We start from the raw sequence: 15,743 nt of genomic DNA, 5'->3' as shown, positions 1-15,743 counted from the left end.
AAAACATGTTTGTCTCCAACCTCGCCTCCACCACCATGCTCGACGGCAGCGCTTTGAAAATTGGCATCGTCCAAGCGCGCTTCAACGACGACATCACCAACGCACTCGCCGATGCCTGCATTGCCGAGCTCAAAGCCATGGGCGTGGCGGATGACCGCATCACCCATGTTCATGTGCCTGGTGCGCTTGAAGTGCCCTTGGCCTTGGCGGCGCTCGCGCAAATTGAAGATCCAGAACCGTTCAGCGCCCTCATTGCGCTGGGCTGCATCATCCGCGGCGAGACCTACCACTTTGAATTGGTGGCCAACGAGTCGGGCGCCGGCGTGACCCGTGTGGGCATGGACTATCACATCCCGATTGCCAACGCCATCCTCACCACCGAAGACATGCCCCAAGCGGTAGCGCGTCAAACCGACAAAGGCCGCGATGCGGCACGCGTGGCGGTCGAAATGGCCTTGTTGTTGGAGAGCTTGGCATGAGCGATCACACTCCCGCTACAGACGAAAAAGCCCCCCGCAAAACAGCCGGTAAATCGGACAGCAATGGCATAGCCAAGAGCATGGCCAAATCAGGCCGCAGCCGCTCGCGTGAGTTTGCGTTGCAAGGCCTCTACCAATTTTTGGTGGGCAAAAACGAAGCAGCAGACATCGACGTATTCACGCGCGACTTGAGCGGTTTTCACAAATCCGACTCGGTGCACTACGACGCGTTGCTTTACGGCTGTGTGGAGCAGCGCGAGCTGCTCGACGCCTTGATCGTGCCCTTGCTCGACCGAAAGATCGAAGAAATCTCCCCCATCGAACACGCGGTGATGTGGATGGGTGCCTACGAGTTCAAGCACTGCATCGACGTGCCATGGCGCGTGGTGCTGAACGAATACATCGAGTTGGCCAAATCATTCGGCGGCACCGACGGCCACAAGTATGTCAACGCGGTGCTGAATGGCTTGGCGCCTCAACTGCGCCCCCACGAGGTGCAGGCCGACCGCGCCAAAGGCATCGTGCGTTCTTGACCATGAAAATTGCCCAGCGCGCGCAGCGCATTGAGCCGTTTTACGTGATGGAGGTGGCCAAAGCCGCCGCCGAACGCGCTGCCCTTGTGGCGCACACCGATGCGCCCATGATCTTTTTGAACATCGGCGAGCCCGACTTCACCGCACCGCCTTTGGTTCAAGAAGCTGCCGCCCGCGCCGTCCACGACGGCCTCACCCAATACACACCCGCGCTCGGCTTAAGCGCCTTGCGTGAACGCATCAGCGCGTGGTACGCCACACGCTTTGGTGTGAACGTGCCGGCGCGCCGCATTGTGGTGACGGCGGGTGCCTCAGCTGCGTTGCAGCTGGCTTGTCTGGCCTTGGTTGAAGCGGGTGATGAGGTGCTCATGCCCGACCCCAGCTACCCCTGCAACCGCCACTTTGTGAGCGCCGCAGAAGGCCGTGCCGTGCTGGTGCCCACCACCGCGGCAGAGCGCTTTCAACTCAGTGCAGCGCAGGTGCGTGAGCATTGGGTGAAGGGCAAAACCCAAGGCGTGTTGCTGGCCTCGCCGTCCAACCCCACGGGCACCTCGATTCACCCCAGCGAGCTGCGCGCCATTCACAACGAAGTGTCTGAGCGTGGCGGCTTCACCTTGATCGACGAGATCTATTTAGGCCTCAGCTACGACGCGCAATTCGGCAAGTCAGCCCTTGGGTTGGACGACCAAGTGATCAGCATCAACAGTTTCTCCAAATACTTCAATATGACCGGTTGGCGCTTGGGCTGGTTGGTCGTGCCCGATGCGCTGCTCCCCGTGGTCGAGCGCTTGGCACAAAATCTGTTTATCTGCGCCAGCACCGTGGCGCAACACGCCGCACTGGCCTGCTTTGAGGCAGACAGCATCGCCGAGTACGAACGCCGCCGCGCCGAGTTCAAAGCGCGCCGCGATTTCTTTGTGCCCGCCCTCAACGCACTGGGCCTGAACGTGCCCGTCATGCCTGACGGGGCGTTTTACGCCTGGGCCGACTGCACGGCAGCCTGCGACAAACTGGGCATTCAAGGCAGCTGGGATTTCGCCTTCGAGGTAATGAAACAAGCCAACATCGCCATCGCGCCGGGTCGCGACTTCGGCCATGCAGACACCTCGCGTCATGTGCGCTTCTCAACCGCTCGATCCTTGCCCGAGTTACAAGCGGCCGTGGTGCGTTTGCAAACGCTGTTAGGCTGAACCGCATGACCCACCCCGCCCCATTTGAACACGCCGTGCGCATTTATTGGGAAGACACCGATGCCGGTGGCATCGTGTTTTACGCCAACTACCTGAAGTTTTTTGAGCGCGCGCGCACCGAGTGGTTGCGTGCGTTGGGCATTGGCCAACACGCCCTGCGGGAAGAAACGGGTGGCATGTTTGTGGTGAGCGAAACCGCCGTCAAATACCACCGCCCCGCCCAACTCGACGACCTGCTGCGCGTCACTGCGCGCCTGAGTGAAGGCGGACGCGCCAGCTTGGTCATTGCCCAACAAGCGTGGCGTGGCGACACCCTGCTGTGCGAAGGCACGATTCGCATCGGCTGGGTGGACGAAAGTACCCTCAAGCCTGCGAGAATCCCCCCCTCTGTATTGGAACGTTTGACATGACACAAGACTTTTCCATCATCCATTTGTTGCTCAACGCCAGCTGGGTCGTGCAAGTGGTGGTGCTGATGCTGATGGGCGTCTCCATCGCGAGCTGGGCCGCCATCTTTCGCAAAATCATTTCGATCAAACACATCAAAGCCTTGAACGACGAGTTCGAACGCGAGTTTTGGTCGGGCACCAGCTTGAACGAGCTGTTTGCCTCGGCCGCACAAAACGCCAAGTTGTCGGGTCCGATGGAACGCATCTTTGCCAGCGGCATGCGCGAGTACCAAAAACTGCGTGAACGCCGCATCAACGACAGCAGCGCGTTGATGGACGGTGCACGCCGAGCCATGCGCGCCAGCTACCAACGCGAGATGGACGCCATCGAGTCCAACCTGTCGCTGCTGGCCTCGGTCGGTTCGGTGTCGCCGTATGTGGGCTTGTTTGGCACTGTTTGGGGCATCATGCACGCCTTCACAGGCTTGGCAGGCATGCAACAAGTGACCTTGGCCAAGGTGGCACCCGGCATTGCCGAAGCGCTGGTGGCCACCGCCATTGGCCTGTTTGCGGCCATTCCTGCCGTGTTGGCTTACAACCGTTTTTCGCGTGACATTGACCGCATCTCGATCAAGCTGGAGACCTTCATTGAAGAGTTCAGCAACATCTTGCAGCGCAACGTCAGCGCGTCGTCTAACGCCCACTGAGCGGCCGGCGCAACATGGCTTCCATCTCTCCCCGCTCCGGCCGTGGCCGTCGCGCCATGAACGACATCAATATGGTGCCGTTCATCGACGTGATGCTGGTGCTGCTGATCATCTTCATGGTCACCGCCCCCTTGATTTCCCCCAGCGTGATTGACTTGCCCAGCGTGGGCAAAGCGTCGGCGGTGCCCGACCAAGTGATTCACGTCGAGATCAGCAAAGACGAAAAAATCACGATCAAAAGCACTGGCACCGTGAGCAAAACCCTGCCCAGTTCGCTCGAAGCTTTGGCGCGCGATGTGAAAGCCTTGCAAGGCGAAGTGGCGCAAGGCCCCGTAGTGATCACTGCCGACCGCACCATCAAGTACGAAACCGTGGTGAAAGCCATGGACAAGCTGCAACGCTCAGGTGTGCAACGCGTGGGCTTGTCGGTGCAACTCGCCGAGTGAAGCCCGCTCGCCCTTTGTCACACACATGACGGCCCAAGACAAACACCTGGAATTCGCACCACCGCCCGCCGATGGCATGGGACGTTCGCTGGTGGCCGCCTTGTTTGTGCATGGCTTGTTGCTGGTGGCACTGACAGCAGGTATTCAATGGCAGAAAGACGACCCCCTGTCGGCCGAGGCCGAGTTGTGGTCGGCCGTACCTATGGCCGCAGCGCCCCCGTTGGCGGCAGTAGAACCACCGCCACCACCTGAGCCCACACCCCAGCCCAAACCTGAGCCAGCACCGAAGCCTGTGGTGGTGAAACCACCGCCGCCCGAAGACAACCGTGAGGCTGAAATTGCGCTGGCCAAGCGCCGCAAACAGCTCGACGACGAGAAAAAGCTGCAAGAGGCCAAAGAGGCGGAGAAGCGCAAGCAACTCGAACGTCAAAAAGAAGAAGACAAAAAAGCCGAGTTGAAGAAGGCTCAAGAGAAGAAAGACAAGCTCAAAGCTGAAGAAGAAAAACGCAAGCTCGATGCCAAACTAGAGGCCAAGCGCGACGACGAACGCAAAGAGAAAGAGCGCAAAGAAGCCAAACAACTGCAAGCGCAAAAAGAAGCCCAACAAGCCGCTAAGCAAGCCGCAGAAGACGCCAAAAAGCTTGACACCATTCGCTCTGAAAACATGCGCCGTATCGCAGGCATGGCCGGTGCCACGGGCAGTGAAAACGCCACGGGTACGGCCCTGCGTGCGTCAGGTCCGTCCGACAGCTATGGCGGGCGCATTCGAGCGCGCATCAAGCCCAACATCACCTTCACCGAAGACATCGCCAGCAACACGCCGGCCGAAGTGGAAGTGCGCTGTGCCCCTGATGGCACCATCGTGGGTCGCAAATTGGTCAAGTCCAGCGGCAGCACCGCCTGGGACAACGCGGTGCTCAAGGCCATCGACAAAACCGAGGTGCTACCGCGCGACACCGATGGTCGCGTGCATTCGCCGCTGATCATCAGCTTCCGTCCACGCGATTAACAGCAAGCGCAGGAGACGATCGATTTGTTAGAACGTTCATTCACGGTGGATGTCTTGAAAGTGGTGGCGGCACAGCTGATCGTGTGGCACCACTTCTCAGCCTATGGCCCGATGGCCGACACCATGAACTTGCAATGGCCGCAGCTGATCCACTGGCTTTACTTTGACGCGCGGCAGGCCGTTCAGGTGTTTTTGGTGGTGGGCGGTTTTTTGGCTGGGCAATCGGTGATGAACAAGCCGGTCTTGTACCCCCTCATTCATATTTTGAAACGCTACGTACGTTTGGCGCCCATCTTCATTTTGGCGATCAGCCTCATCAGCTTGGCGGTCGCTCTGTCACGCGCCAATATCCAAGGCGATTGGTTGCCCAGTGCGCCCACCTTCATGCATTTATTGGCCCACGCCTTGTTGGTGCACGATCTTGCAGGGGTGGAGGCGCTATCCAGCGGCGCGTGGTATGTGGCGATCGACTTTCAACTCTTTGTGCTGTTGATCGTGCTTTGCCATCAGTTGCAGCGTTTTGGCTTGCGCATGTTGTCCTTGGGCGTGGCTTTGTTGTGTGTGCTGTCGATGTGGTGGTTCAACCGAATCGATGAACTCGACCTCTGGGCCATTTACTTTTTTGCAGCCTATGGTTTGGGTATTTTGGCCGCGTGGGCCAAGCGCTCAAGCTTTGACGCGGCCGTGTTTGGGATCACCGTGTTGCTGGCGTTGGGGGCGCTTTGGATCGAGTACCGCACGCGCCTCTCGTTGGCGCTTCTCACCGCAATCTGGCTCGCCATCAAACCCAAAAGCATGGTGCATTGGACGCCCATGAAACGCGTGGTCCACCGCTTGGCCAACAGTGCCTATGTGCTGTTTTTAACCCACTTCGGTATGATCGTGGTATTCAGCGCGATCTGGAACATCACCCACTTGAACAACCCTGTCACCGCTTTTGCGCTGACAGGGTTTGCTTGGTGCTGCTGTGTTGGATTGGGTTTATTTCTGCATGAGAAAGCAGAAATTCCCGTTCACCACTGGATCTCGCATCAATCCAAGCTGATGTTTTTGCGCTTGACCAACTGATCGTAAATTTTGCTTTTCGCATCAGCGTTCTTGCGAATCTCGTCGGGTGACCAAGTGAGTGATTCAAACGCAAAGGTGTTGAAGCGGGTTTTGACCTCGGGGTCTGCCAGCACCTTGAGCACATCGGCGTTGATCTTGGCAGACACATCGCTGGCCAAGCCCTTGGGTGACAAAAGCACCACAAACGAGTTCACGTCAAAGCCTGCCAAACCCGTGGCTTCGGTCACCGTGGGCACGTCTGGCATTTGTGGCAAACGCTTGGACGCAGCCACCGCGAGGTAGCGAATCTTGCCGGCCTTGAACACACCTTGGCTGGACGGGATGCTGGCAAAGCTCCACTGAATGTCGCCGGCGCCCACCGAGGTGAACAACTGCGACACCTCGCGGTAAGCCACATGCGTCATCTCGGAGTTGGTGAGCAACTCCAACTGCTCGCCACCCAAATGGCCCGGGCTACCGATGCCCCATGACCCGTAGCTCACTTTGTTGGGCTCAGACTTGGCAGACGCAATCAAGTCCTTCATGTTCTGCCACTTCGAATCAGTCGCCACGGCCACCAAGAAAGGCGTGCGAAACAGCGGTGCCACGGGGTCAAAGGTGTTGAGCGTGACAAAGTTTTTCGATTTGTACAGCAGCGGCAACGCTGACAAATGTTCGCTGTCGAGCTGCAACAAGGTGTAACCGTCGGCGGGCATGCGTTGGGTCGCATCGATCGCGATGAAGCCGCCACCACCGGGTTTGTTGGTGATGGTCACCGGTTGGTTCCACAGCTTGGAGAGCTTGTCAGACACTTGGCGCAACACAGCATCAGGGCCACTGCCGGCTGCAAAAGCCGTGACGATGTTGACCGGCTTGGTCGGGAAAGTGGCAGCTTGTTGGGCTGCAACGGGCAGCGTCCAGACAACGGCACTTGCCACACAAGCAACGAAAGAAGTTTTCAAGAAATTCATATGCGTTTCATTTCAAAAGTCAGGTGAAAAAGTCAGCTCAACATCGAAGGGCAAGCCGATGAGAAAAAGCGCTCAGTCCTTGTCTGTCGCAGCCATCAAGATGCGTCAGGCTGCTGCAGTGGCGCTGCTTTTTGGAAGGCTTCCAGTTGCATGCATGCAGCCTCCACGGCCGCGATGCAAGGCCATTGGCTCAGGTCCACCTTGAAGCGGCGTGAGCTCTCGACTTGCGGAATCAAGTACACATCGGCCAAGGTGGGCGTGTTGCCAAAACAAAAAGCGCCGCGTCGGGTGTCTGCGGCCAACAAGGCCTCGATGGCGTTGAAGCCGTCGGTGATCCAGGTGTTGCACCAGGCATTGATGACGTCTTCGTTGGCACCAAATTGCTTGCGCAGGGTTTCCAAAATGCGGCGGTTGTTGATGGGGTGAATGTCGCAACCGACGATGGCAGCCAAAGCGCGCACATGGGCGCGGTCCAGCGCGTCAACGGGCAACAGAGCTGGCGTGGGGTAAGTCTCTTCCAACCATTCGATGATGGCGGGCGATTGAATCAACACCTGTTCGTCGCCCAAAACCAAGGCAGGCACCAAGCCTTGCGGGTTCAAGGCTTTGAAGGCTTCTTTCAAATGCGCTTCGGTGCGCAAATCAACGGCGATGTAATCGGTACTGATGCCCTTGAGGTTGAGGGCAATGCGCAAGCGGTGGGAGGTGGCGCTGCGGAAAAAGTTGTAGAGCTTCATATCTGCTTTCGTGGCGGCGTTATTCGGCAGCACCGATGGTCAACGCAACCTCGGTCACGCCTTCCACGCGACCGGTGATCGTGTCGCCCGGTTGCACCGCGTTCACACCTTCGGGAGTGCCCGTGTAAATCAAGTCGCCGGGTTGCAGATGATAGAAAAGCGACAGATCGGCGATGATTTCGCGCACATTCCAAATCAGCTTGTCCACATCCGACGACTGCTTGGTTTCGCCGTTGACTTCGAGGGCAATCGCGCCTTTGTCGATGATCTGGCCTTCCATAGGAACGATCTCGGTACACACCGACGATTGCTCCACGTCTTTGCCCAAATCCCAAGGGCGGCCTTTGTCGCGGGCCACCAATTGCAGGTCGCGGCGGGTCATATCCAAACCCGCGGCATAGCCGTAAATCACGTCGTGGGCATTCTCTTGGCTCACACGAAAGCCGGCTTTGCCGATGGCCACGACCATTTCCATTTCGAAGTGGTAGTTCTTGGTTTCAGGGGGGTAGGCCACGGTCGCGCCGCTGTGCGTGAGGGTTTGCGGGGCTTTGGTGAAGTAGAACGGACGCTCCACCGTTTTGTCGACGGGCTTGCCCATTTCGACCGCATGCGCGTGGTAGTTGCGGCCCACGAAGAACAAGCGGTTGATGGGGAAGCGCTCGGTCTTGCCACGGATGGCAAGGGACTGAACGGCGGGGGGCGTGAAGAGGTAAGAAGTCATGGAGTTTCCAAATTACAAAACGGGTTCACACACAGGCTTGGGGCCGCTGCGTGAAAAAAGCAAGGTCAAAAATCAGCCGCGGTTCTCGTACACACCCAGCTTGCGGTGCAGGGGCGATTCGTCGGCGATGAACACGAAGGCTGCTTTGTCGGCATTCAAGTTGGTCAGCGTCACCGCTTCGTAACCCGGCGCGCAGCAGGTGTCGGCTTCGGCCAGCGTGAAGGCGCTGGCGACGATATTCGCTTGCACCGCGCCTTCGATGACGTGAAACACCTGCGCGGGCGAGCGCGCAGGCAAGCGCAGGGTTTGGCCGGGGCGCAGCATCAGGGCGTAAAAGCCTAAGATGTTTTCTGCGTCGCCGCCGGTTTCGGGGTTGGTGTAGGTCACTTGCAGATGCTCGGGTGCACCATCGTCCGCAGCCATCGCTTCGAGGGCAGCTTTGGCGTCCTTCCAAGCGTAGCGCAGCATAGGGTAAGCCTTCTTGCTGCGGCCAAACACATGGCTGGGCACCACGCCACCGCGGGCATATTGCTGGGTGCCTTGGCCGGGCACCACGGTCTGGCGGTCGCCGTTGATGTGGTAGCTGGCTTCCATGTAATAGACCAACGGCAGGTCCAGCACGTCAAGCCAGATCACGGGCTCGGTGCCGTCGTGGCCGTGCTCGTGCCACAGGCCCGTGGGCGTGAGGATCAAGTCGCCGCGGCTCATGGCGCATTTTTCGCCATCCACGTTGGTCCAAGCACCTTCGCCTTCGACCACCATACGCACTGCGTTGGGGGTGTGGCGATGGCTGGGAGCCCACTCACCGGGCATGAGCAACTGCATACCCAAATACATGGCGGCTGAGGCCTGCATTTTTTCAAGGCCATGGCCGGGGTTGGCCAGCACCAGCACGCGGCGCTCGGCTTTTTCAATCGGGGTCAGCTCGCCTGCTTTGAGCAGCAAGGGCTTGATGTCTTTGTAAGCCCAGCAAGTGGGCTGGGTTTGGCGCGTGGGCACCTTGGGGGGCAGCACACCGCGCAGGCTGGGCCACAGGGGCACCAAGTTCAGGTCGCGCAGGTCTTGCACGTAGTCTTTGGGTAGATCTTCTAAACGTCCGAGTTCTTGCATGGGTGTCTCCTTTGTTCAATGGCCAGCGGCTGACAAACAGTTGCTGACGTTCCATCCGTAAAGCCATTCCACCGCGTCATAAAAACGCTCTGGGCTGCGGCCGCGCCACAAGTCGTTGCGCACCAAACGCTCCACACCCTTGGCATGGTACAGGCGGCCCATCTCGCGGCCCGACAACACAATGCGCGCTGTGCGCGACACGCGGGCGCGTTGGTACAAATCAAACGCTTGAACGAAATCGTTGTTCGTTACGCGCAGCGCTTCGCCCAACGTGACTGCATCTTCCAAGGCCATACAACCGCCTTGCGCCATGTACTGCGTGGTGGGGTGGGCGGCATCGCCCAGCAAAGTCGCCCGACCAAAGGTCCACTGGCCGATGGGCTCGCGGTCGGCGGTGGCCCAGCGTTTCCATGTTTTGGGCAAGTCGATGAGCTGGCGCGCTTTGGGGCAAATGCCTTCAAAGTAGCTTTGCACTTCTTCTTTGCTGCCGTCTGTGACGCCCCACTCTTCTTGCTGGCGGCTGTGAAAGGTCACCACCACGTTGTACTGCTCACCACCACGCAAGGGGTAATGCACCAAGTGGCAATTGGGGCCGACCCAAATGCTGGCGGCATTCCATTGCAGGTTTTCGGGGAAATCTTTTTTCTCGACCACGGCGCGGTACACCACATGGCCGGTGATGCGCGCTGGGTCGTTCACGTACTTGGCCCGTACCACCGACTTCACACCATCGGCACCAATCAAGGCAATACCTTGGTGGGTGTTGCCATGCTGATCGGTCACGGTGACGGTGCTGTCGGTTTGCTCAATGTGTTCCACACGAGTGGACGTGACGAACTCGACCTTGCCGGTCTCTTGCGCGCCTTCGAGCAACGACTTGTGCACATCCACACGGTGAATCACCGCATACGGGTTGCCAAAGCGCTGAATGAATGCCTCACCGGTGGGAATCTTGCCCACTTGGTACTCGTCGATCGCATCGTGCATGACCATGTAGTCGGTGTAGACCGCGCGACTGCGGGCCTTCTCGCCCACGCCCAAGGCGTCAAACGCATGAAAACCGTTGGGGCCCAATTGAATGCCAGCGCCGATTTCGCCAATCTGAGGCGCTTGCTCCAACACCTTGACGTGAAAGCCCTGACGCGTCAGCGCCAAGGCAGCCGCCAAGCCGCCAATGCCGCCGCCGGCTACCAACACCGGCAAACTGTGTGTGTGTTCACTCATGGTCTCACCTTTAAAAAGTATGGGTATATTCAGTATGCTGATGTTTAGTTTAAACGACAAATCTTTCCCAAAATTAAGGGATAACCCTAATCGTTTGAACGCACGCAGCGCCAAGCGCAGCCACAAGCCAGCACAGACATCGCCATGGACACGCCGTAGACCGTGGACAGTCCAAACGCGTCGCTGAGCGCACCACCGCCCATGGCACCCAACACCCCTGGCACACCATAGCCAATGGATGAATACAGCGCTTGGCCCCTGCCCCGCAAACGGTCAGGGAAATACTGCGACAGCAGCGAAATGCACACGGTATGGTGGGTGGCAAAGGTCAAAGCGTGCAGCACTTGCGCCAGCAACAAGGCAAACAACCAACCCGCAGCCCAGGTGGTCAGCCCCATGCGCAGCACCATGACCGCCGCGCAAATCAGCAGCCATGTCGACAAACTGAAACGCGGCAACCACCGACTTTGGGTGAAGAACCACACAATCTCCGCTGCCACCGACACGGCCCACAGCACGCCGATCATGGTTTTGCTGTAGCCCAACTCATCCAAGTAAAGGGAGAAAAACACATAAACCCCAATGTGCGACAGCACATGGAAAAACACGGTGGCAAAAAACCACTGCACGTGGGACTGGCGCAACACACCCCACACTGGTGGGCGAGCCTCGTCATGGTGTGCCGCTTCACGGTGGTTGGGCAACCACCACACGCTGACGTTGAGCAGCAGCAAAGAGCCCACCGCCCAAACCGGAAAACTCTGCATGCCCATGCGCTCAAACCAAACGCCCGCGGCCATCACCGTGACCAAAAAGCCCAGCGATCCCCACAAGCGCACGCGCCCATAACGGCGCGCGTCAAAGCCCTTGCCACTGCTGACCCAATGGGCCAAGGCGGCCTCGCTCATGGGCATCATGGCGCTGGTGTGGATGAACATCAGCAGCAGCACAAAAGCCAACCAACCCACGCCGCCTTCCACCAACAAACCACACGAACACAAGAGCGCAGCCCCCGCACAAAAGCGCAGCAGCTTGACGCGTTCGCCCGTGTGGTCGCTCAGCCAGCCCCAGCCGTAAGGCGCCAACACACGGGTAGCCGCCTGCACCGCCGTGAGCAAGCCAATGATGGTGATGGAGAAACCCAAATCTTTGAGCCACAACGGCAAATACGGGTTAAAAAACCCAATGTGCGCAAAGTAGCTGGCGGACATGGCCGCAAATGGGAAAAGCTGAAAACGAGAAAGCGCGTTGCTAGAACGCGCTTCTGTGGCGGGTGAAGTCAAAACAGACCTAAATGCAACGCCATCAAGCAGCGGTATGACCCGGAATAGCGGGCATCGCCACCTGCACATCGCCGCATTGGGCGCGGTGTCGCAAGGCGTGATCCATCACCACCAAAGCCAGCAAAGCCTCGGCAATGGGCGTGGCGCGAATGCCCACGCACGGGTCGTGACGGCCCTTGGTCACCACCTCGGTGGGTTGGCTGTTTTGGTCGATCGACACGCGCGGGCTCAAGATCGAGCTGGTCGGCTTGATGGCAATGCTCACTTCCAAATCTTGGCCGGTGCTGATGCCGCCCAACACGCCACCGGCGTTGTTAGTCAGAAAGCCCTCTGCGGTCAACGAGTCACCGTGTGTGGTGCCGCGCTGCGCCACGCTGGCAAAGCCTGCGCCAATTTCTACACCTTTGACGGCATTGAGGCCCATCATGGCGTAAGCAATGTCGGCATCGAGTTTGTCGTACAGCGGTTGACCTAAACCCACAGACATGCCCGTGGCCACCACGCGAATGCGTGCGCCGCACGAGTCGCCCGCTTTGCGCAGGCTGTCCATGTAGGCCTCAAATGCTTGCACGTCAGCACAAGGCGCGTAGAACGGGTTATGGCCCACGTGGTCCCAGCTCTCAAAGGGAATGGGTAACTCGCCAATTTGGGTCATGCAGCCAAAGAAGGTGGTGCCAAATTTTTCTTTGAGCCATTTCTTCGCCACGGCGCCAGCGGCCACGGTGGGCGCGGTCAAACGTGCCGAAGAGCGGCCACCACCACGTGGGTCGCGAATGCCGAACTTTTGGAAATAGGTGTAATCCGCGTGACCTGGGCGGAAGGTTTGCAAGATGTTGCCGTAGTCTTTGCTGCGCTGGTCGGTGTTTTGGATCAACAGGCCAATCGGGGTGCCCGTGGTCTTGCCCTCGTACACGCCCGACAAGATCTGCACTTGATCGGGCTCGTTGCGCTGCGTCACATAGCGGCTGGTGCCGGGGCGACGGCGGTCGAGCTCGACCTGAATGTCAGCCTCGCACAGCGACATGCCCGGTGGGCAGCCGTCAATCACGCAGCCAATGGCTGGGCCGTGGGATTCACCAAAGTTGGTGACGGTAAAAAGGGTTCCGAAGGTATTGCCGCTCATGGCTGAGATTATCCCTGAGCGGCGCTGGGATCTGAAAACCGACTCAGGCTTTCTCGTCTTCGGTTCCGCTCGGCCAGTCTTTGATGTAGGCCTTCAGCATTTGATTCTCGAATTTTTGGCTGTCCACCACCGACTTGGCCACGTCATAGAAGCTGATCACGCCTTGCAACTGGCGGTTGCCAATGACGGGGATGTAACGCGCATGGCTCTCGAGCATCATGCGGCGCGCTTCATCGAGTTCGGTGTCGGGGGAACAGGTCAGCGGGTGGTCGTCCATCGCGCTGCGCACCGTCGTTTCGCCCAACACACCGCCGCAGCGATGCAGGGCCTGAATGACTTCACGGAAGGTCAGCAAACCGACCAAATCGCCGTGCTCCATCACCAAGAGCGAGCCCATGTCTTTTTCAGCCATGGTGGCCACCGCACTGGATAGGGGCTCCATCGGGTCGATGGTGAACAAAGTTCCGCCGCCTTTGACGCGCAAGATGTCGCTGACTTTCATGGTATTTCTCCTCGGGTGGGGTTTGAAATATAGCCCACAATCGCAGCGTAAAACTGACAAATCACCCGAGGAAACCATGCCTGGCTACACCGATCCAAGTTTTGACACGCTCGCGCTGCACGCAGGTGCCACGCCCGACCCCAGCACAGGCGCACGCGCGGTGCCCATTCACTTGACCACCTCGTTCGTGTTTGAGTCCAGCGATCACGCCGCTGCGCTGTTCAACTTGGAGCGTGCCGGCCATGTGTACAGCCGCATCAGCAACCCGACCAATGCGGTGTTGGAGCAACGAGTGGCCGCCCTCGAAGGCGGCATTGGCGCGATCAGCACCGCCAGCGGCCAAGCGGCCTTGCACCTCACCATTGCCACGCTGATGGGCGCGGGCTCGCACATCGTGGCCAGCACGGCCTTGTATGGCGGTTCGCACAACCTATTGCACTACACGCTGAGCCGTTTTGGCATTGAGACCACCTTCGTACAACCTAACGACATCGATGGCTGGAAGGCCGCTGTGCGCCCCAACACCAAGCTGTTCTTTGGCGAAAGCGTGGGCAACCCGGGCTTGGATGTGCTCGACATCCCCACCATTTCGGCCATCGCACACGAGGCAGGTGTGCCGCTGCTGGTCGACTCCACCCTCACCACGCCCTACCTGATCAAACCTTTCGAGTTAGGGGCTGATTTGGTCTACCACTCGGCCACCAAGTTCTTAAGCGGCCACGGCACCGTGATTGGCGGCATCGTGGTCGATGGCGGCAGCTTTGATTGGGAAAAAAGTGGCAAATTCCCAGAGCTCACCCAAAGCTACGAAGGCTTTCACAACATGGTGTTCAGCGAAGAAAGCACCATCGGCGCGTTCTTGCTGCGCGCACGCCGCGAAGGCTTGCGCGACTTTGGTGCCTGCCTGAGCCCGCACAGCGCGTGGCTGATTTTGCAAGGCATCGAAACCCTGCCCCTGCGCATGGAGCGCCACATGGCGAATACCGAAAAAGTTGTGCAGTTCTTGGCTAGCCACCCCATGGTCAGCCGCGTGGGCCATCCCCTCATCGAGAGTCACCCTAGCCACGCTTTGGCTGAAAAGCTGCTGCGCTTTGGCGCACGCGGCGCAGGCTCGGTGTTCAGCTTTGACTTAAAAGGCAGCCGTGCGCAAGGCGTGGCCTTCATCGAAGCCTTGAAACTCTTCAGCCACCTCGCCAACGTGGGCGATTGCCGCAGCTTGGTGATTCACCCCGCCAGCACCACGCACTTCCGCATGAGCGATGAGGCCTTGGCGGGTGCAGGCATTGGCCCGGGGACCATCCGTTTGTCCATTGGCTTGGAAGACCCCGCCGATTTGATCGACGATTTGAAACGTGCCTTGAAAGCCGCTGAAAAAGCAGGCGATGCAATGGCTCAAACGCATCAAGCCCCCCAAGCCTAAGGAGAGATGGCCATGAAACTCCAACTCCAAACTGCTTCGGGTCAAGCCTTTGACGCCTATGCCTACACCGGCGGCAAAGCCTTTGACGCGGCCAAACCCACACTCGTGTTCATCCACGGCGTACTCAACGACCACAGCGTGTGGATTTTGCAAAGCCGCTACCTCGCGCACCACGGCTTCAACGTGCTGGCAGTCGACCTGCCCGGCCATTGCCGCAGCGGTGGCGACGCGCCATCGACGGTCGAAGAAGCTGCGCAATTCATCGAAGCCTTGCTCAATGCTGCGGGAATCGAAAAAGCAGCGTTGGTGGGCCACAGCTGGGGCTCGTTGATCGCGCTGGAAACTGCAGCACGCTTGACAGACCGCATCACCCACTTGGCGCTGGTAGGCACAGCCTTCCCCATGAAGGTGTCGCCCGGGTTGATCGATGCCTCGCTCAACGCGCCCATGAAAGCGCTGCAAATGGTGAATGTGTTTTCGCGCTCGACCTTGGCCGCCCCGCCCTCGGCGCTGGGCCCCGGCACTTGGGTGTTCGGCGCGTCGATGGCACTGGGTCGTCGTGTACTAGTCAGCAACACAGCCGTGAATGTGTTTCACCGCGGCTTTGTGGCCTGCGACAGCTATGCCAACGGCTTGGCAGCGATAGATGCCGTGACCTGCCCCATTCTGTTCTTGCTAGGCGCGACCGACCAAATGACCACGCCCAAAGCGGCCAAGTCCTTGATCGAGCAAGCCAAGGCAGGCGGCAAAACCTACAGTGTGGTCAACGTGCCCATGGGTCACCACCAAATGAGCGAATCGCCCGAAGAAACCTTGCAAGCGCTGAAAACGTTTTTGGGCGTAACCGTTTAA

Annotated in this window: 18 protein-coding genes; 10 read left to right on the top strand and 8 right to left on the bottom strand. The window is 58.9% G+C overall.

Annotated elements, in window-relative coordinates; translation table 11 throughout:
- The first annotated feature begins 5 nt into the window (after positions 1 to 5).
- Genes ribH through B9Z42_RS07365 form a run of 8 tightly spaced genes read left to right on the top strand, consistent with a single transcriptional unit; the run spans position 6 to position 5,821 of the window.
- A complete protein-coding gene (gene ribH / locus B9Z42_RS07400) occupies positions 6 to 479 on the top strand; it encodes a 6,7-dimethyl-8-ribityllumazine synthase (protein ID WP_100132685.1) in 474 nt (157 codons plus the stop codon).
- Positions 476 to 1,012 carry a transcription antitermination factor NusB gene (nusB, locus tag B9Z42_RS07395; protein WP_100132684.1) on the top strand — a complete coding sequence of 179 codons (537 nt, stop codon included), beginning with the start codon at positions 476 to 478 and terminating at the stop codon, positions 1,010 to 1,012. Before ribH ends, nusB begins: the two co-directional genes overlap by 4 nt.
- Before the next feature lie 2 nt (positions 1,013 to 1,014).
- Positions 1,015 to 2,202, top strand: a complete 1,188-nt coding sequence (locus B9Z42_RS07390; RefSeq protein WP_100132683.1) for a pyridoxal phosphate-dependent aminotransferase — start codon at positions 1,015 to 1,017, stop codon at positions 2,200 to 2,202.
- A gap of 5 nt (positions 2,203 to 2,207) precedes the next feature.
- On the top strand, positions 2,208 to 2,612 hold the full coding sequence (gene ybgC, locus B9Z42_RS07385; RefSeq protein ID WP_100132682.1) for a tol-pal system-associated acyl-CoA thioesterase: 405 nt from the start codon (positions 2,208 to 2,210) through the stop codon (positions 2,610 to 2,612).
- Positions 2,609 to 3,298: a protein TolQ gene (gene tolQ / locus B9Z42_RS07380; protein ID WP_100132681.1), complete on the top strand. Its 690-nt coding sequence runs from the start codon at positions 2,609 to 2,611 to the stop codon at positions 3,296 to 3,298. Before ybgC ends, tolQ begins: the two co-directional genes overlap by 4 nt.
- A 14-nt stretch (positions 3,299 to 3,312) precedes the next feature.
- On the top strand, positions 3,313 to 3,744 hold the full coding sequence (locus B9Z42_RS07375; protein ID WP_100132680.1) for a biopolymer transporter ExbD: 432 nt from the start codon (positions 3,313 to 3,315) through the stop codon (positions 3,742 to 3,744).
- 25 nt (positions 3,745 to 3,769) lie between these two features.
- Positions 3,770 to 4,753 carry a cell envelope integrity protein TolA gene (gene tolA / locus B9Z42_RS07370; RefSeq protein ID WP_100132679.1) on the top strand — a complete coding sequence of 328 codons (984 nt, stop codon included), beginning with the start codon at positions 3,770 to 3,772 and terminating at the stop codon, positions 4,751 to 4,753.
- 24 nt (positions 4,754 to 4,777) lie between these two features.
- Positions 4,778 to 5,821 (top strand): acyltransferase, encoded by a 1,044-nt coding sequence (locus tag B9Z42_RS07365; protein ID WP_158235922.1) that lies wholly within the window; start codon positions 4,778 to 4,780, stop codon positions 5,819 to 5,821.
- Here the strand turns inward: B9Z42_RS07365 and B9Z42_RS07360 are convergent.
- From B9Z42_RS07360 to B9Z42_RS07325, 8 genes are all read right to left on the bottom strand, one after another.
- Positions 5,785 to 6,771, bottom strand: a complete 987-nt coding sequence (locus tag B9Z42_RS07360; protein WP_100132677.1) for a tripartite tricarboxylate transporter substrate binding protein — start codon at positions 6,769 to 6,771, stop codon at positions 5,785 to 5,787. The genes B9Z42_RS07365 and B9Z42_RS07360 overlap by 37 nt on opposite strands.
- 95 nt (positions 6,772 to 6,866) lie before the next feature.
- A complete protein-coding gene (gene maiA / locus B9Z42_RS07355; protein ID WP_100132676.1) occupies positions 6,867 to 7,508 on the bottom strand; it encodes a maleylacetoacetate isomerase in 642 nt (213 codons plus the stop codon).
- A 19-nt stretch (positions 7,509 to 7,527) separates the two neighbouring features.
- Complete coding sequence (locus B9Z42_RS07350; protein ID WP_100132675.1) at positions 7,528 to 8,229, bottom strand: fumarylacetoacetate hydrolase family protein; 702 nt, start codon at positions 8,227 to 8,229, stop codon at positions 7,528 to 7,530.
- Positions 8,230 to 8,301: 72 nt separating this feature from the next.
- A complete protein-coding gene (locus B9Z42_RS07345; RefSeq protein WP_100132674.1) occupies positions 8,302 to 9,339 on the bottom strand; it encodes a cupin domain-containing protein in 1,038 nt (345 codons plus the stop codon).
- 15 nt (positions 9,340 to 9,354) lie between these two features.
- A complete protein-coding gene (locus B9Z42_RS07340) occupies positions 9,355 to 10,563 on the bottom strand; it encodes a 3-hydroxybenzoate 6-monooxygenase (RefSeq protein ID WP_100132673.1) in 1,209 nt (402 codons plus the stop codon).
- Between the two features lie 86 nt (positions 10,564 to 10,649).
- On the bottom strand, positions 10,650 to 11,774 hold the full coding sequence (locus B9Z42_RS07335; RefSeq protein ID WP_233203558.1) for an MFS transporter: 1,125 nt from the start codon (positions 11,772 to 11,774) through the stop codon (positions 10,650 to 10,652).
- A gap of 94 nt (positions 11,775 to 11,868) precedes the next feature.
- Positions 11,869 to 12,969, bottom strand: coding sequence for a chorismate synthase (gene aroC / locus B9Z42_RS07330; protein WP_100132671.1), 1,101 nt, complete (start codon positions 12,967 to 12,969; stop codon positions 11,869 to 11,871).
- A 43-nt stretch (positions 12,970 to 13,012) separates the two neighbouring features.
- Positions 13,013 to 13,471, bottom strand: a complete 459-nt coding sequence (locus B9Z42_RS07325) for a CBS domain-containing protein (protein WP_100132670.1) — start codon at positions 13,469 to 13,471, stop codon at positions 13,013 to 13,015.
- A 76-nt stretch (positions 13,472 to 13,547) separates the two neighbouring features.
- Between B9Z42_RS07325 and B9Z42_RS07320 the strand changes: the two genes are divergently transcribed.
- Both B9Z42_RS07320 and B9Z42_RS07315 read left to right on the top strand, forming a co-directional pair.
- The gene (locus tag B9Z42_RS07320) at positions 13,548 to 14,891 is read left to right on the top strand and encodes an O-acetylhomoserine aminocarboxypropyltransferase (protein ID WP_100132800.1); all 1,344 of its coding nucleotides are present in this window, start codon (positions 13,548 to 13,550) and stop codon (positions 14,889 to 14,891) included.
- A 12-nt stretch (positions 14,892 to 14,903) separates the two neighbouring features.
- Entirely contained in the window at positions 14,904 to 15,743 is an 840-nt protein-coding gene (locus tag B9Z42_RS07315; protein WP_100132799.1) for an alpha/beta fold hydrolase, read from the top strand.

The sequence above is a fragment of the Limnohabitans sp. B9-3 genome (genome assembly GCF_002778325.1).
GTDB classification, from domain to species: Bacteria; Pseudomonadota; Gammaproteobacteria; order Burkholderiales; family Burkholderiaceae_C; genus Limnohabitans; species Limnohabitans kasalickyi.
This window is presented reverse-complemented; position numbering and strand designations above follow the sequence as displayed.

What these genes read in the sequence shown, in the direction of transcription:
- ribH (WP_100132685.1), top strand. Translation starts at nt 6, where the DNA reads ATGTTTGTCTCCAACCTCGCCTCCACCACCATGCTCGACGGCAGCGCT.
- B9Z42_RS07350 (WP_100132675.1), bottom strand. Translation starts at nt 8,229, where the DNA reads ATGACTTCTTACCTCTTCACGCCCCCCGCCGTTCAGTCCCTTGCCATC.
- B9Z42_RS07325 (WP_100132670.1), bottom strand. Translation starts at nt 13,471, where the DNA reads ATGAAAGTCAGCGACATCTTGCGCGTCAAAGGCGGCGGAACTTTGTTC.
- maiA (WP_100132676.1), bottom strand. Translation starts at nt 7,508, where the DNA reads ATGAAGCTCTACAACTTTTTCCGCAGCGCCACCTCCCACCGCTTGCGC.
- B9Z42_RS07390 (WP_100132683.1), top strand. Translation starts at nt 1,015, where the DNA reads ATGAAAATTGCCCAGCGCGCGCAGCGCATTGAGCCGTTTTACGTGATG.
- B9Z42_RS07345 (WP_100132674.1), bottom strand. Translation starts at nt 9,339, where the DNA reads ATGCAAGAACTCGGACGTTTAGAAGATCTACCCAAAGACTACGTGCAA.
- B9Z42_RS07315 (WP_100132799.1), top strand. Translation starts at nt 14,904, where the DNA reads ATGAAACTCCAACTCCAAACTGCTTCGGGTCAAGCCTTTGACGCCTAT.
- B9Z42_RS07360 (WP_100132677.1), bottom strand. Translation starts at nt 6,771, where the DNA reads ATGAATTTCTTGAAAACTTCTTTCGTTGCTTGTGTGGCAAGTGCCGTT.
- ybgC (WP_100132682.1), top strand. Translation starts at nt 2,208, where the DNA reads ATGACCCACCCCGCCCCATTTGAACACGCCGTGCGCATTTATTGGGAA.
- tolA (WP_100132679.1), top strand. Translation starts at nt 3,770, where the DNA reads ATGACGGCCCAAGACAAACACCTGGAATTCGCACCACCGCCCGCCGAT.
- B9Z42_RS07375 (WP_100132680.1), top strand. Translation starts at nt 3,313, where the DNA reads ATGGCTTCCATCTCTCCCCGCTCCGGCCGTGGCCGTCGCGCCATGAAC.
- B9Z42_RS07335 (WP_233203558.1), bottom strand. Translation starts at nt 11,774, where the DNA reads ATGTCCGCCAGCTACTTTGCGCACATTGGGTTTTTTAACCCGTATTTG.
- tolQ (WP_100132681.1), top strand. Translation starts at nt 2,609, where the DNA reads ATGACACAAGACTTTTCCATCATCCATTTGTTGCTCAACGCCAGCTGG.
- B9Z42_RS07320 (WP_100132800.1), top strand. Translation starts at nt 13,548, where the DNA reads ATGCCTGGCTACACCGATCCAAGTTTTGACACGCTCGCGCTGCACGCA.
- nusB (WP_100132684.1), top strand. Translation starts at nt 476, where the DNA reads ATGAGCGATCACACTCCCGCTACAGACGAAAAAGCCCCCCGCAAAACA.
- aroC (WP_100132671.1), bottom strand. Translation starts at nt 12,969, where the DNA reads ATGAGCGGCAATACCTTCGGAACCCTTTTTACCGTCACCAACTTTGGT.
- B9Z42_RS07340 (WP_100132673.1), bottom strand. Translation starts at nt 10,563, where the DNA reads ATGAGTGAACACACACACAGTTTGCCGGTGTTGGTAGCCGGCGGCGGC.